The sequence below is a fragment of the Bacillus sp. 16GRE42 genome, assembly GCF_019837435.1.
GTDB classification, from domain to species: Bacteria; Bacillota; Bacilli; order Bacillales; family Bacillaceae_G; genus Bacillus_A; species Bacillus_A wiedmannii.
In genome coordinates this window covers 1-15486 of the sequence record NZ_JADAXF010000013.1, presented here as the reverse complement: position 1 = coordinate 15486, position 15486 = coordinate 1, and the positions used below count along the sequence as shown (strand labels likewise).

At 36.8% G+C, this 15486-nt stretch carries 14 protein-coding genes and 2 riboswitches; of the genes, 3 read left to right on the top strand and 11 right to left on the bottom strand.

Features of this window, described 5'->3' with window-relative positions; genetic code table 11:
* Positions 1–219 precede the first annotated feature (219 nt).
* The 6 genes from ILS93_RS28065 to groES all read right to left on the bottom strand — a co-directional run bounded on the left by ILS93_RS28065 (position 220) and on the right by groES (position 8168).
* Entirely contained in the window at positions 220–1725 is a 1506-nt protein-coding gene (locus tag ILS93_RS28065) for a sensor histidine kinase (RefSeq protein WP_088046836.1), read from the bottom strand.
* Positions 1709–2410 carry a response regulator transcription factor gene (locus ILS93_RS28060; protein WP_064475196.1) on the bottom strand — a complete coding sequence of 234 codons (702 nt, stop codon included), beginning with the start codon at positions 2408–2410 and terminating at the stop codon, positions 1709–1711. The genes ILS93_RS28065 and ILS93_RS28060 overlap by 17 nt, the downstream gene beginning before the upstream one ends.
* Positions 2411–2555: 145 nt before the next feature.
* Positions 2556–3881: an NCS2 family permease gene (locus ILS93_RS28055; RefSeq protein WP_000833102.1), complete on the bottom strand. Its 1326-nt coding sequence runs from the start codon at positions 3879–3881 to the stop codon at positions 2556–2558.
* 128 nt (positions 3882–4009) lie between these two features.
* Positions 4010–4111: riboswitch (purine riboswitch) on the bottom strand.
* A gap of 154 nt (positions 4112–4265) precedes the next feature.
* Positions 4266–5804 (bottom strand): glutamine-hydrolyzing GMP synthase, encoded by a 1539-nt coding sequence (gene guaA, locus ILS93_RS28050; RefSeq protein ID WP_132136588.1) that lies wholly within the window; start codon positions 5802–5804, stop codon positions 4266–4268.
* A gap of 165 nt (positions 5805–5969) precedes the next feature.
* Positions 5970–6071: riboswitch (purine riboswitch) on the bottom strand.
* Between the two features lie 139 nt (positions 6072–6210).
* The gene (groL, locus tag ILS93_RS28045; RefSeq protein ID WP_001029984.1) at positions 6211–7845 is read right to left on the bottom strand and encodes a chaperonin GroEL; all 1635 of its coding nucleotides are present in this window, start codon (positions 7843–7845) and stop codon (positions 6211–6213) included.
* Between the two features lie 38 nt (positions 7846–7883).
* Positions 7884–8168 (bottom strand): co-chaperone GroES, encoded by a 285-nt coding sequence (gene groES / locus ILS93_RS28040; RefSeq protein ID WP_000917306.1) that lies wholly within the window; start codon positions 8166–8168, stop codon positions 7884–7886.
* 401 nt (positions 8169–8569) lie between these two features.
* Here groES and ILS93_RS28035 point away from each other — a divergent pair, with 401 nt between their 5' ends.
* Together ILS93_RS28035 and ILS93_RS28030 are read left to right on the top strand one after the other, a co-directional pair.
* Entirely contained in the window at positions 8570–9319 is a 750-nt protein-coding gene (locus tag ILS93_RS28035; RefSeq protein WP_222661716.1) for a CPBP family intramembrane glutamic endopeptidase, read from the top strand.
* Entirely contained in the window at positions 9316–9507 is a 192-nt protein-coding gene (locus ILS93_RS28030) for a YdiK family protein (protein WP_001246201.1), read from the top strand. The genes ILS93_RS28035 and ILS93_RS28030 overlap by 4 nt, the downstream gene beginning before the upstream one ends.
* 29 nt (positions 9508–9536) lie before the next feature.
* Here the strand turns inward: ILS93_RS28030 and ILS93_RS28025 are convergent, their stop codons facing one another.
* On the bottom strand, positions 9537–10166 hold the full coding sequence (locus ILS93_RS28025) for a redox-sensing transcriptional repressor Rex (RefSeq protein ID WP_000437704.1): 630 nt from the start codon (positions 10164–10166) through the stop codon (positions 9537–9539).
* Positions 10167–10353: 187 nt separating this feature from the next.
* Between ILS93_RS28025 and ILS93_RS28020 the strand changes: the two genes are divergently transcribed.
* Positions 10354–12288, top strand: coding sequence for an ABC-F family ATP-binding cassette domain-containing protein (locus ILS93_RS28020; protein WP_222661717.1), 1935 nt, complete (start codon positions 10354–10356; stop codon positions 12286–12288).
* Positions 12289–12695: 407 nt separating this feature from the next.
* Here the strand turns inward: ILS93_RS28020 and tsaD are convergent, their stop codons facing one another.
* Genes tsaD through tsaE form a run of 4 tightly spaced genes read right to left on the bottom strand, consistent with a single transcriptional unit; the run spans position 12696 to position 15315 of the window.
* Positions 12696–13712: a tRNA (adenosine(37)-N6)-threonylcarbamoyltransferase complex transferase subunit TsaD gene (tsaD, locus tag ILS93_RS28015; protein ID WP_064475181.1), complete on the bottom strand. Its 1017-nt coding sequence runs from the start codon at positions 13710–13712 to the stop codon at positions 12696–12698.
* Entirely contained in the window at positions 13712–14155 is a 444-nt protein-coding gene (gene rimI, locus ILS93_RS28010; protein ID WP_064475180.1) for a ribosomal protein S18-alanine N-acetyltransferase, read from the bottom strand. Before rimI ends, tsaD begins: the two co-directional genes overlap by 1 nt.
* Positions 14156–14168: 13 nt before the next feature.
* Positions 14169–14861, bottom strand: coding sequence for a tRNA (adenosine(37)-N6)-threonylcarbamoyltransferase complex dimerization subunit type 1 TsaB (tsaB, locus tag ILS93_RS28005; RefSeq protein WP_064475179.1), 693 nt, complete (start codon positions 14859–14861; stop codon positions 14169–14171).
* Positions 14842–15315 carry a tRNA (adenosine(37)-N6)-threonylcarbamoyltransferase complex ATPase subunit type 1 TsaE gene (gene tsaE, locus ILS93_RS28000; protein ID WP_222661715.1) on the bottom strand — a complete coding sequence of 158 codons (474 nt, stop codon included), beginning with the start codon at positions 15313–15315 and terminating at the stop codon, positions 14842–14844. The genes tsaB and tsaE overlap by 20 nt, the downstream gene beginning before the upstream one ends.
* Between the last annotated feature and the right edge of the window lie 171 nt (positions 15316–15486).

Below are 15486 nucleotides of genomic sequence, written 5' to 3'. Positions count from 1 at the left end.
CTTGGTCGCTCATTTGCGACCCCCTTATGTTAACATCTTCATGTTTCAATGTCAACTAAGTTTTTCATTTCGTTTGCCACGTTCTGCGTTATTGCATCGGCGACTTGTTCTATATTACACCTCTATACTCTAATCGTCAACATATTTTTCTAAAAAAATATAAAAAGGCTTATTTCTTTTAAAATAAACCTTTTTATCAAATATCATTCTATTCATTTATTATTTTTCTATAATTGGTAACGAAACGATAAACTGAATAATACCATCCTCATATTCCGCTCGAATACTGCCACCTTGCAACTCAACAATACTTTTCGCAATCGCTAATCCAAGTCCCGATCCTTCTGTTACTCTACTTCTAGATTGATCCTTCTTATAAAATCGTTCAAACAAACTCCCTAACTCTTCTCTCGTAAACTCTTCACTATGATTCGCAATTACAATTTGTATATCCCGGCGCTGCCTTTGAAGAGAAACTTTTATCTCCCCATCATCTTTACTATACTTAATCGCGTTCATTAATAAATTATCAAACACACGAACCATCTTTTCCGAATCAACCGCTGCATAGGCACGTTCCTCAGGAAACTTCTTAACAAACGTAAGTCCATGCTCTTCTGCTTGCGGTACTAACTCTTCTATTAATTGCTCCAATAACTCATTTATACAAACCTCTTGTTTTTCTAATATAACTTGCTCATTTGTTAACTTCGTATACTCAAATAAATCTTCTATTAAATTCTTTAACTGCTCCGACTTCGCAAAAGCAATTCTCGTATACTCATCATGTTGTTCTTTATTTTCATATTTAGAATCTCGAAGTAATCGCAAGTAACCCATTATAGAAGTCAGTGGTGTACGTAAATCGTGTGACACATTCGTAATAAGCTCATTCTTTTGCTTCTCTAATTTACGTTCCTTTTCTATATTATTCATAAGCTCTTCCGCCATATTATTAATATTCTCAGTTAAAGACGCAATCTCATCTTCACCTTTTTTCTCAATACGATACGCTAAATTTCCTTTTTCTATTTCCTTTACACCTTGCGCCATCGCTTCAATTTGCTTCATCTTTCTCTTTGTTATATAGAAGAAAGAGAAAATAAATACAAGTACACCTATGAAAAATGGAAACGGTCCTTCTTGCGTATCATATATTACTTCACCTTCCGGAATGCCACTAACAAACATGTATAAATTCTTATCTTCTATTGTAATAGGTGCAAAAGCTATAAATTCTTTTCTTGTACTTTCAAATTCTTTTCTACCATTCATATAATTAATCGCAAACGATGATGCATTACGAATTGTATTATGCAAATCAATTTGTTCTTCTTGCGCCTGCTTCGTCTTATATAAAACTTTTCCACTCTCGTCAGTAACCAACACTTTTAAAGCTCTAGAGTTTTGTTCTAAATTTTGATTCTCTATTTCAATCATACTTGATATAGCTTCTAATTTATTTTCATGAACTGAACTATTTGCCACACTTTGGGCTTGTTGATTAATTTGCTCCATACCAGACCGATAATCGATTGTCGCCTGCCGATTCGCATTCTCAAAAAAAGGTGCTGCTGCTTTTGCTGACAAAATCCCTAACAACGCACAAGCAGTAAACGCAGTAATAAGTTGAATGCGTACACTCCGCTTCACCCTCTTCACTAGCTTTTCAATTAATTCTCTAGTTTTCCTAATATAAGTAAATGGATTAAATATCTTTTTCAATCTTATATCCCACTCCCCATACAGTTTTTATATATCTAGGCTTCCTTGGATTCTCCTCAATCTTCTCACGCACTTTCCGAATATGAACCATTACCGTGTTATCCGACTGGAAAGATCTTTCATTCCAAACCTTTTCATAAATTTGTTCCGCACTAAAGACCATACCCGGGTTACGAGCTAGTAATTCTAAAATTGAAAATTCCCTCGGTGTCAATTTCACTTCTTCTCCATCCACAATAACTTTATGGGTTGAAATGTTTATTTTCATCTCTCCAATTTCTAACTCGTCCTCATTTTGAATAGCAAAACCATTCATCTTCATATAACGACGTAACTGAGATTTAATTCTTGCGATTAACTCTAACGGATTAAATGGTTTCGTTACGTAATCATCTGCACCTGTAGTTAATCCTAAAATCTTGTCCATATCTTGCGTTTTCGCCGAAAGCATAATAATCGGCATTTCTTTCGATTCTCTTACTTTCATACACATATGAATACCATCTACTTTCGGCATCATAATATCCAATACGACTAGATGCACTTCATTTTCTTCTAATAGGCGTAATCCTTCTTCACCATCTCCTGCTTGCAATACTTTATATCCTTCATTCTTTAAATAGATTGTAATTAAATTTCGAATTTCTTTTTCATCATCTACGACAAGTATTGTTTCGTGTGCCACAATATCTCCCCCATCACTTTTTTAATCCCTAACTTCTATTATAGGAAAACTTCTGAAGAAAAACGCTCGGAAATCCTTAAGATTTTCTGAAGACGCAAAAAAGGTCTAGACTCCCCTTAAGTCTAGACCTTTCAAAAAACCCCTTTTATTTACGAACGTAGATGAAATATAGTACGAATAACACTCCCATAACATACATAATTGGATGAATCTCTTTACGACGACCACTTACTACCATTGTAATTGGATAGAAGATAAACCCGATTGCAATCCCTGTCGCAATACTATACGTAAGTGGCATTGAAATGATTGTAAAGAATGCTGGTACTGCAATCTCGAACTTCTTCCAATCAATTTCGCCTAAAGATGAAACCATTAAGATTCCTACAATAATTAAAGCTGGTGCCGTTACAGCTGGTGTTACAACGCTTAATAATGGCGAGAAGAATAGTGCCAGTAAGAAGAACCCTGCTGTTACAACTGCTGTAAATCCAGAACGTCCACCCGCTGCTACCCCAGCAGAAGATTCAATGTAAGACGTTGTTGTTGATGTACCTAAGATTGCACCGATTACAGTTGCAATCGCATCTGCAAATAATGCTTTTCCTGCACGTGGTAATTTATTGTTCTTCATTAATCCAGCTTGATTCGCAACCGCTACAAGTGTACCTGCTGTATCAAAGAAATCGATGAAGAAGAACGTTATAATAACAATCACCATTTGAACAGTGAAAATATCTCCGAAGTGAGTTAACGCCACACCGAACGTTGGTTCTAGACTCGGTATTGCTCCCACTACCGCTTTCGGAGTATCAATTAATCCTGTCGCTACTCCTAAGATTGCTGTAAGAATCATACCGTAGAAAACTGCACCATTTATTTTCTTAATCATGAAGATGATTGTCGTAACAACCCCGAAGATTGCTAGTAACGTTGTGCCCTTTGTTAAATCCCCCAACCCAACAAGAACAGCATCATTTTTCACGATAATTCCGGCATTTTGGAATCCAAGGAAGGCAATGAACAATCCGATACCTGCCGCTACTGCAAACTTTAACTCTGTTGGAATTGCATTAATGATTTTTTCACGAATACCTGAAGCTGTAAGAATAATAAAGATAATACCTGACATTAATGTTCCAGCAATTGCTGTTTGCCACGGAATACCCATCGTTAACACTGCCGTATAAGCAAAGAACGCGTTAATTCCCATACCCGGCGCCAAAGCAATCGGATACTTCGCGAAGATCCCCATAATTAACGAACCAATCGCTGCTGCTAATGCTGTAGCAACGAATACTGCACCTGGATCCATTCCTGTACCTGCTGGTAACCCTTTAACATTTCCAAGTGACAGCGTAGCAGGATTGACAAATAATACATAAGCCATAGATAAAAATGTCGTTAAACCTGCTATGAACTCTGTTTTATAATTTGTACCGAGTTCATCAAACTGAAAATAGCGTTTCATCTTACGTTTCCCCCGTTATATGATTACTCGCCGTAATCTCCCTAGCCCTCTTTTATCTATTAAAAATAAAAAAGGCTTCCATTGCATATACATGGAAGCGTTCTATGAATAAAGACAAGTTTCCCCTCATCTTTATCTAAACGCCTCGTAGTCAAGCCATTTACGGTAGCTAGGTAGAAACTTTCGGGCCATATCCCCGATATTATACGACGGCATAATATTCACTTTTCGTTTGAATTACATACTCATATTAACTCGAGGAGGTGGTTTTGTCAATTTAAAAACGAACATTTTTATAAACTTTTATAATTTCGTTCGTATTAAGGGTGAAAATACAAAAGATCCATCTATGCATGAGCAATAGATGGATCTTTTTTTATAATATTATTCCCACTCAATAGTTGCTGGTGGCTTGCTTGTTATATCATACACGATACGGTTAACGTGTTTTACTTCGTTTACGATACGTACAGAGATTTTCTCTAATACGTCCCAAGGGATACGTGCCCAGTCAGCTGTCATACCATCGATAGAAGTTACTGCGCGGATACCTACTGTGTAATCGTAAGTACGCTCGTCACCCATAACACCTACACTACGCATACCAGGAAGCGCAGTGAAGTATTGCCAAACTTCGCGGTCTAAGCCTGCTTTAATAATTTCTTCACGTAAAATCGCATCAGATTCACGAACGATTTCTAATTTCTCTTCTGTGATTTCACCTAATACACGAATACCAAGACCAGGGCCTGGGAATGGTTGACGCCATACGATTTCATCAGGAATTCCTAATTCTGATCCTAATACACGTACTTCATCTTTAAATAACGTGTTTAAAGGCTCGATTAATTTGAACTGCATGTCTTCTGGAAGACCACCAACGTTATGGTGAGATTTAATTGTTTGTGCAGTTGCTGTACCACTCTCAACGATATCTGTATAAAGTGTACCTTGTGCTAGGAAGTCCATACCTTGTAATTTAGAAGCTTCATCATCAAATACGTAAATGAATTCATTACCGATTATTTTACGTTTTTGCTCTGGATCTTCTACACCTTTTAACTTGTTCATGAAGCGTTCTTGTGCATCCACTTTAATAACGTTCATGTGGAAGCCTTCGCTGAATGTTTTCATAACGCCTTCTGCTTCACCTTTACGAAGTAAACCGTGGTCAACGAAAATACATGTTAATTGGTCGCCGATTGCTTTATGAATTAATACTGCTACAACAGAAGAGTCTACACCGCCGCTAAGTGCGCATAGTACTTTTTTGTCTCCAACAGTTTCACGGATTTTCTCTAATTCTACTTCGATAAAGTTCTCCATGTTCCATCCTTCAGAACAACCACATGCGCCGAATACGAAGTTTTTAATTAAATCGTTACCGTGCTCAGAGTGACGTACTTCTGGGTGGAATTGTACACCGTATAAGTTTTGCTCTTCATTGCTCATACCAGCAATCGGACAAGACTCACTTGTCGCATCTACTACGAATCCTTCAGGTAAACCAGTTACTAAGTCGCCATGGCTCATCCATACAACTTGCTCTTCTGGAAGGTTCGTATATAATTTTGATTCGTTCTCTACTTTAAGAACAGCTTTTCCGTACTCACGGTGGTTTGCACGTTCTACTTTCCCACCGAAGTGTTGCGTCATAAGCTGCATACCGTAACAAATACCGAAGATCGGTAATCCTAGTTCAAAGATTTTTTCATCACAATGTAATGCGCCTTCACCGTATACACTATTTGGTCCACCAGAGAAGATAATCCCTTTTGGATTCATTGCTTTAATTTCTTCTGCAGTAATTGTATGTGGATGAAGTTCACTGTATACACCGAACTCACGAATTCGACGTGCTATTAACTGATTGTACTGACTCCCAAAATCTAAAACGATAATTGTATCATGCTGCTTCTTCAAAATAATCACCCCAACGTTAGTTCTCGTATATAAATATTTTTACCAATTAGGCAAAAAGCATTACTAATATAATAAAAAAAGCCAGTCCTCCGCCTCTAGTCTCATAACAAAGAAAAGGCAGGGGTCTGGCTTTATAAAGAAAGATAGTCTTCCGCTCTTTATAAATATAAGACGCACTGCCTTCATAGTCAGGTTGTTTACGGTAACCCGGTAGAGACTCTCAAACCATATCATCGAGGATATATGAAGGATTGTTTTATATTATCTTCCTAGATTCTAACAATGAAGTATCGATATGGTCAAGAGAGAAAGCGACAAAATTCTACAGAAATTAATTTCCTTTTCTAAAAAACATAAAAAAACATCCATTTCTATATAGAAATGGATGTTTTTCGGGCAAACGGAATTACATCATTCCGCCCATACCGCCCATGCCCATGCCGCCCATGTCAGGCATTGCTGGTGCATTTGGTTCTGGCTTGTCAGCTACTACAGCTTCAGTCGTTAAGAACATAGCTGCAACAGATGCTGCGTTTTGAAGTGCAGAGCGAGTTACTTTAGCTGGATCTACGATACCAGTTTCAAGCATGTTAACCCACTCGCCAGTAGCTGCGTTGAAACCAACGCCTACTTTTTCGCCTTTTAGACGCTCTACAACTACAGATCCTTCTAGACCAGCGTTGATTGCGATTTGACGAACTGGCTCTTCTAGTGCGCGAAGTACGATGTTGATACCTGTTGCTTCGTCGCCTTCAGCTACGATAGAAGCTACTTTCGTGTATACGTTCATAAGTGAAGTACCACCACCTGCAACGATACCTTCTTCTACTGCTGCACGAGTTGAGTTAAGTGCATCTTCAATACGAAGTTTGCGCTCTTTTAACTCAGTTTCAGTTGCTGCACCTACTTTAATTACTGCTACGCCACCTGCAAGTTTTGCAAGACGCTCTTGTAATTTTTCACGATCGAATTCAGAAGTAGTTTCTTCTAATTGCGCGCGGATTTGGCCAATGCGAGCTTCGATTTGTTGTGAATTTCCGATACCTTCAACTACAGTTGTGTTTTCTTTCGTTACAACAACTTTACCAGCGCGTCCTAAAGATTCAATTGTAGCAGATTTTAAGTCACGACCTAATTCTTCAGTGATTACTTCGCCACCAGTTAAGATTGCGATATCTTCTAGCATTGCTTTACGACGGTCACCAAATCCAGGAGCTTTAACAGCTACTACATTGAATGTACCACGAAGTTTGTTCACTACTAATGTAGCTAAAGCTTCGCCTTCTACGTCTTCAGCGATGATAAGAAGTGGTTTACCTTGTTGTACCACTTGCTCTAATACTGGTAAGATTTCTTGGATGTTAGAAATCTTCTTATCAGTAATTAAGATGTATGGGTTATCAAGAACTGCTTCCATTTTGTCAGAATCAGTAATCATGTAAGGAGATGCATATCCACGATCAAATTGCATACCTTCTACTACGTCTAATTCTGTTGTAAATCCTTTAGATTCTTCTAAAGTAATAACGCCGTCGTTACCAACGCGCTCCATTGCTTCAGCGATTAATTGACCAACTTCTTCGTCAGCCGCAGAAATAGCAGCTACTTGTGCGATAGAAGATTTACCTTCGATTGGTTTAGAAATCTCTTTTAATTCTGCGATTGCAGCAGTAACAGCTTTTTCGATACCTTTACGAAGACCCATTGGGTTCGCACCAGCTGTTACGTTTTTAAGACCTTCACGAATCATAGCTTGTGCTAATACAGTTGCAGTTGTCGTTCCGTCACCAGCTACATCATTTGTTTTGCTAGCAACTTCTGCTACTAATTTTGCACCCATGTTTTCGAATGCATCTTCTAATTCGATTTCTTTTGCAATTGTTACACCGTCATTTGTAATAAGTGGTGAACCGAATTTTTTCTCAAGTACAACGTTACGACCTTTTGGTCCAAGCGTTACTTTTACTGCGTTTGCAAGAGTGTCGACACCGCGAAGCATCGAACGACGTGCTTCTTCACTAAATTTAATATCTTTTGCCATAATAATTGACCCCCTTGATTTTTTTAAGATTTATATAATTAACCGATAACTGCTAAAATGTCACTTTCACGTAAAATCAAGTAGTCAGTACCTTCATATTTCACTTCAGTACCTGCATATTTTGAGAAGATGATAAGATCACCTGCAGCTACCTCTAAAGCAACACGCTCACCATTTTCAAGCACTCGACCAGTACCTACTGCAATAACTTTACCCTCTTGTGGTTTTTCTTTTGCAGTGTCTGGTAATACAATACCACTTGCTGTTTTTTCTTCTGCTTGAACAAGCTCAATTACAACGCGATCACCTAATGGCTTTAGCATGAACAATAACCTCCTCATTTTGTTATGTAAATTTTATTTATTAGCACTCAAGTCACTCGAGTGCTAACACACTTATAATAATAAATAATCTCAATTTCTTTTGCAAGTAAAAAAATCATAATTTTTTCGCAAATTAAGCTATACACTTTTCTATATAGAGTCCCTCTTCTTCTACCTTTACCATATGAATCGTTGTTTCCACTACTCGTATGTTACAATATGAAAGGACACCCTAAGTTGTTTTCGCTATACACACAACTTTCTCCTGTCTTCTATTATAATTTCAAATAAGGATTTACGAAAAAAACATAATTTAAGTGAAGTTTATATCGTAGGTAGCATACTTACATGTTATCCTACCTTATCTCATACACTAGAGTTAGAAAGGATGGTTAAACCATTTGAAAAAACAATATTGGTGGGTTATCGTTACATACATTTTAATGCAGTTATCATCCATTGCTGGATTACCACTTCTGCTGAAAACTGGACTTTATGATAACAGGGGATTTACTAGAGAAGAGAAATTTCAATTCATAACTGGCCACTGGGCAATCATTAGCTTCTTTATTGCATTATGTATCGTACTTTGGTTACTTAGAACAGATATTCGTGACAGACGTTTAGATACAATGCGCTCTACTGTTCCAGCTACGATTGGTTGGATTTTTATCGGGTTCTTCCTAGCATTTTTCTCACAAAGTATTGCCGGTATGATAGAAATGCGTGTATTAGGAATTAAACCTGGATCAGAAAATACAGCAAGACTTATGGATATCGCAAGAACGACACCTTGGTTCCTTATCGTCATCTCTATAATAGGACCTATTTTGGAAGAAATCGTATTTAGAAAAATTTTATTTGGTACACTTTATAAGAAGTTTAACTTCTTTATCGCTGCTATCATTAGTTCTCTTGTATTCGCAGCAATTCATTTTGATTTCACTCACTTATTGGTATACACTTCTATGGGACTCGTATTCGCCTTTTTATATGTAAAAACGAAGCGTATTATCGTCCCTATCGCAGCTCATGTTGCAATGAATACATTAGTTGCAGTTGCTCAAGTTTTAATGAGCAATGAACAAATTCAAGAAATGATTAAAGAAGCTGAAAAAATGCAAGGCTTTATCGGAGGATTTTTAGTATGAGGAACTCACCATTGTTCATGGCTGCATTGTACTTCCTTCTAGGATGTATCTTTACACGCTTCGCCATTACGAACGTAACAGATACAATCTGGAATATGTGGACGATACTATTTGCAGTTATGGCAACAATTGATTTTAATTTGGCACTTCGCCTTATATTAGTTAAATTCACAAAGAAAAAACAATAATAAAACGCAGAGGTCGCTTCCTCTGCGTTTTATTGTGGATAATTCTTTAAAAAGTAAACGAGTGTTTGTAACTCTACCGCTAAATCAATATGGTGAATTCTTATATTATCTGACACATTTAAGCGCGCTGGTGTGAAATTTAAAATACCATGCACGTTCGTTTCTGCCAATCTATCTGCTACAGATTGTGCTACTGTAGCGGGTACTGTTAATATTGCCACTTGTATATCAGTTGATAAACGTTCTTCTAATTCATCTAAATGATATACAGGAATGCCCCCGATTTCTGTCCCGACTTTCTCTTCACTAACATCAAACGCCATTTCAATTTTTGTATTATTGTTTTTCGTGAAATTATAATGTAAGAAAGCGGTCCCTAAATTACCTACTCCAATAAGTGCTACACGTGTTATATCATCTTGGTCGAGTGTTTCACGGAAAAATGATAATAAATAATTTACGTTATATCCATAACCTTTTTTCCCTAACGCTCCAAAATACGAAAAATCTCTTCGAATCGTTGCGGAATCAACTTTTACCGCTTCGCTCAATTCGGCTGATGAAACACGTTGCTTACCAGAAAGAGATAAGTTTTGGATAAATCGATAGTATAGAGGCAATCGTTTGGCAGTGGCCTGTGGAATTTTTTGCTGCTCCATATAACCTCTCCTCTCTTCCTATCTTTATTCATATACTTGAATCAAATACAGAAGTTTAGCACTCATGAATTTCCCTGTATAATAAAGAGAAGAAGTATTCTCTCTTTATTTTAAACTATACACTATTTTTAGTATGATTGAGAAATATAAACATGGCAAAGTTAAGAAATTATTTGAGGTGAAAACATTGATTTTATTACAAGTAAACGCGCTTACGAAATTATACGGTGCAGAAACGATTCTTGCAAACATAAAATTAGAAGTTCAAACGAAAGATCGTATCGCATTAGTCGGACGAAATGGGGCCGGAAAATCTACATTATTAAAAATAATAGCTGGTGAGCTATCTCATGATGGTGGCGAAATTATAAAACCAAAAGATGTCTCAATCGGATATTTAGCTCAAAATACCGGGTTAGAAACGTCTTTAACAATTTGGGATGAAATGTTAACCGTCTTTACACACTTGCAGCAAATGGAGACAAAACTTCGAAGGCTAGAGCAAGAGATGGGAAAAGAAGAAAACTTTTCAAACGAGGCTACATATGAAAGATTATTAGCTGATTATGACCAATTGCAATTAGATTATAAAGATCAAGGTGGATATCAATATGAAGCAGATATTCGCTCGATTTTAAGTGGTCTTGGCTTCCCAGTTGAAACGCACCAGACGACGATTTCTACATTAAGTGGTGGACAAAAAACACGATTAGCTCTCGGTAAATTATTATTAACGAAACCAGACCTACTTATTTTGGACGAGCCTACAAACCATTTAGACATCGAAACATTAACATGGCTTGAACAATATTTACAAGGCTATCCTGGCGCAATACTAATCGTTTCCCATGACCGTTATTTCTTAGATAAACTCGTTACACAAGTATATGAAATTTCGAATAAAGAAAGCAGACGATTTGTTGGTAACTACAGTAAATATTTAGACTTAAAATCAGCATTATACGAGCAAGACATGAAACGTTATGAAAAACAACAAGATGAAATCGCTAAGCTTGAGGATTTCGTTCAAAAAAATATAGCTCGCGCATCTACGACAAAACGTGCGCAAAGCCGTCGTAAACAATTAGATAAAATGGAATTATTGACTAGACCATTAGGTGATTCTAAGTCAGCATCCTTCCACTTCGATATCGAAAAACAAAGTGGAAATGATGTTTTACAAGTAAAGGATGCAACTATCGGCTATGATGATGATCCGATTATTGAACATGTAACTATGCGCTTAACTCGTGAGGATAGCGTTGCTTTAGTTGGTCCAAACGGAATTGGGAAATCCACATTATTAAAATCACTTGTGAATAAGTTACCACTATTAAATGGTCATGTTTCTTTCGGATCCAATGTATCTGTTGGTTATTATGATCAAGAACAAGCAAATTTAACATCTTCTAAGCGAGTTTTAAATGAGTTATGGGATGAATATCCATTGCAGCCCGAAAAAGAAATTCGCACGATATTAGGTAACTTCTTATTCACAGGGGATGATGTACTAAAACCAGTATCTTCTCTTAGTGGTGGACAAAAAGCTCGATTAGCTCTTGCAAAACTTATGATGCAAAAATCGAATTTATTAATTCTCGATGAACCTACGAACCATCTTGATTTAAATAGTAAAGAAATTTTGGAGAATGCTTTAATTGATTATCCAGGCACCCTTCTATTTGTTTCACATGACCGCTACTTTATTAATCGTGTAACGACGACCGTTGTTGAGTTGTCAACAGAAGGTGCACAAGAGTATTTAGGCGATTACGATTACTATGTGGAGAAGAAAAATGAAATGATTGAACGCGCAGCATTTGAACAACAAGAGCAGCAAGAAAACCAAGCACCTGTTCAAAAAACTGTAGCTCAAGAAAAATTAAATTATCTCGAAGAAAAAGAGCGTAAACAATTAGAACGTCAACGCACTCGAAAAATTGAGGAACTAGAACAAAATATTGTAGAATTTGAAGAAGAAATTGCTACGTTAGAAGATCAACTTTGCTTACCAGAAATATACGCAGATTATGAAAAGGCTAGTGAAATTACAACGAAAAAGCAAACACTACAAGAGCAACTTGATGCTTGTATGGCAGAATGGGAAGAATTACATTTATAAGAGTATGAATAAGAAGGATGTCTCATAAGTCGGGATTTTTGACTATGCGACATCCTTTTTATCTTCTAGCTGGGGTATAAACGATTCGACAAGACATACCGATTTACCGACAAAGTTTGACAACGTTGGCTCGCCCCTATAATAAGGGCACATTTCAAAATGTTTTTTAGAGATATCTTCTTGCGATTTATTTCCCAAAAAAGAATACATTCAAAGGTCAGACTTCACCTACTTTATCCACAGGTTTATACACATATCCACCTTTATAAAATAAACTCCAAAATAACTTTTCCACATTATCCACAATACCCAAAAAAGTTATCAACATTTTATATACACAATAAAACCCATATTATCAACAGATAATATGGGTTTTATCCACAAGCTGTGGTTAATTTTGTGCATAACTATGCTTCAATATCTAATCCTGGATTTGCATTTAAAGCTAATGTAGCACGTTTTCCTTGTTCATATGCAATTGTACCTGCGGCTGCAATCATCGCTGCATTATCGGTACATAAAGATAGTGGAGGAATAATTAGCTCAATATTTTCTTTTGTCGCAAATTCCGCTTCCAAACGTGCGCGAAGTCCTTTATTCGCAGCTACTCCACCAGCAAGAAGAAGTTGCTTTACGTTATATGCTTCTGCTGCACGAGATGCTTTCGTTACAAGCACATCTATTACACTTTCTTGGAAACTTGCCGCTAAATCTTCCGGTGCAATTTCTATCCCGCGTTGTTTTGCGTTATGCACAGTGTTGATAACTGCTGATTTCAATCCACTAAAACTGAAATCATACGAATCAGGTTCTAGCCATGCACGAGGCAAATCGATTGTCGGTTCCCCTTCATGTGCAAGGCGATCAATATGAGGACCACCTGGATATGGCATGGATAACGTTCGAGCTACTTTATCATATGCCTCTCCAGCTGCATCATCTCTTGTTTCACCAATCACTTCGAATGAACCATGTTCTTTCATATAAACAAGCTCCGTATGTCCACCAGATACAACAAGTGATAGTAGTGGGAATTGAACTTCTTTCACTAAACGGTTCGCATAAATGTGCCCAGCGATATGATGAACACCCACTAAAGGAATATCATGTGCAAAAGCCACTGCTTTCGCTGCATTTACCCCTATTAAAAGCGCTCCTACTAAACCAGGTCCTTCTGTTACAGCAATTGCATCAATATCATCAAATGTGATATTTGCTTCTTTTAAAGCTTCTTCTAACACAACTGTAATTTCTTCTACATGATGACGAGATGCAATCTCTGGTACAACTCCGCCAAAACGTTTATGACTTTCAATTTGTGATGCAACGACATTCGCAATAATTTCCGTTCCATTTTTAACAACTGCTACTGCTGTTTCATCACAACTTGTTTCAATACCAAGTATAATCGTATTTTTTTCCATTATATATTCACCCACATTACGAGACCATCTTCCTGATTGTCTGCATAGTATCGTTTACGAATTCCACCATTTTGAAATCCGTATTTTCTGTATAACTGTTTTGCTACTTCATTTGATACACGTACTTCAAGTGTCATCGTTTTTACTCCTAAATCTTTCGCTTCGGAAATAACTTCTTTCAATAAAGCATCCCCTAGCTTTTGACCTCTGTATTCTGGCAAAATAGCTACATTTGTTATATGTGATTCATCAATAATTATCCACAATCCACAATACCCAATTACACGACCATCTTTTTCTAGCACAACATAATGTGCATGTTCATTCGTCGTTAACTCACGGTGAAAGGCATCTGCAGTCCAAGGAGTTGAAAAAGACGCTTCTTCAATAGCTACAATTTGAGCGATATCACCGAGTTCCATCTTTCTAAATACCATATCCATCTTCTGCAAGCTCCTACTTGTTTTGACTTTCTAACCACTTTGTTTCGGCTTCAGCTAAACGAAGATAACTAGGAACAAATGAATGTACGTCTTGTTCCTCTTTTTGTAATCCTAAGAACGCCAACTCACTTGGTCTTGGGTTATTTTTAGTAAAAGGAGCAAATACAGCTTGATTGCCTAAATGTTCTATTATTGTTTCTTTGTGCAATTTAACATCGTTACCAATAAATAAAACCGGCTTTCCTTTATCTTTTAACATTTGCAACCAGTCTACAATAAGGATGATTCGGTCTTCTTCTATAGAAGTTAAATGCTCTCCTTCATATGTATATAACCCAGTATAAATTTGTCCGCGTCTTCCATCAAATAAAGGACAGATTAATCCATCAAAATTAGCACCGTTTGCAGCCACTACTTCTAAACTTGATACACCTACAATTGGTATTTGAAGTGACCAAGCTAATGTTTTTGCAGCTGTCACACCTATACGAACACCTGTATATGATCCAGGTCCAGCAGCTACAACGATTTTAGTTAATTCTTTCGGTTTTACACCACATTCTTTTAACAATTTCTCTACAGCTGGCATAAGACGTACAGAATGGTTTTTTGTTAAGTTTGTAATGATTTCCCCAATTACGTTTCCTTCCTCAATAAGGGATACACCCATTACGTAATTTGAAGTATCAATTGCTAGTACTTTCATCTTGTAATAGCTCCTCACATAATCTAATATATCGATCTCCAATTGGCTCGAGTACAATTTTCCTTGTATCATCTCCAGCATGGAATAAACTAATTTGTAACTTCTCATTTGGTAAAAATGCTTCTATTAAATGAGCCCATTCTACTACGGTAATTCCTTCACCGTAGAAATACTCATCAAAACCTAAGTCCTCTTCACTTTCTGCTAAGCGATACACGTCCATATGATATAGTGGCAATCTCCCTTTATATTCTTTAATAATATTAAAGGTAGGACTATTTACAACTCTTTTCACTTCAAGACCTTTTGCTAGTCCTTTTGTAAAAGTTGTCTTACCAGCCCCTAGATCTCCTTCTAAAATAATTACATCTTGTGACCCGACAAGTCCACCTAGTTTTTCTGATAATCTTTGTGTTTCCTCAGAAGAGTTTGTTGTTATTTCATATTTACTCACAGACTTCACCTACTTTACTCACAATGTTCTCTGCTCTTTATTATACAGGTTTTGAATATATAAAAAAGTCCTTAGGAGTTTTCCTAAGGATAGTTTGACTGTCTTTATTAGTTTTTTGTTAAAACAAATAAAAAAATACGAAACAACATGTTTCGTTCTTTTCTTTATATA

Excerpts from the sequence above, each read along its gene's own strand:
- ILS93_RS28055 (WP_000833102.1), bottom strand. The coding sequence starts at position 3,881 with ATGAAACGCTATTTTCAGTTTGATGAACTCGGTACAAATTATAAAACA.
- ILS93_RS28025 (WP_000437704.1), bottom strand. The coding sequence starts at position 10,166 with ATGGAGCAGCAAAAAATTCCACAGGCCACTGCCAAACGATTGCCTCTA.
- tsaD (WP_064475181.1), bottom strand. The coding sequence starts at position 13,712 with ATGGAAAAAAATACGATTATACTTGGTATTGAAACAAGTTGTGATGAA.
- tsaB (WP_064475179.1), bottom strand. The coding sequence starts at position 14,861 with ATGAAAGTACTAGCAATTGATACTTCAAATTACGTAATGGGTGTATCC.
- ILS93_RS28030 (WP_001246201.1), top strand. The coding sequence starts at position 9,316 with ATGAGGAACTCACCATTGTTCATGGCTGCATTGTACTTCCTTCTAGGA.
- groES (WP_000917306.1), bottom strand. The coding sequence starts at position 8,168 with ATGCTAAAGCCATTAGGTGATCGCGTTGTAATTGAGCTTGTTCAAGCA.
- groL (WP_001029984.1), bottom strand. The coding sequence starts at position 7,845 with ATGGCAAAAGATATTAAATTTAGTGAAGAAGCACGTCGTTCGATGCTT.
- rimI (WP_064475180.1), bottom strand. The coding sequence starts at position 14,155 with ATGGATATGGTATTTAGAAAGATGGAACTCGGTGATATCGCTCAAATT.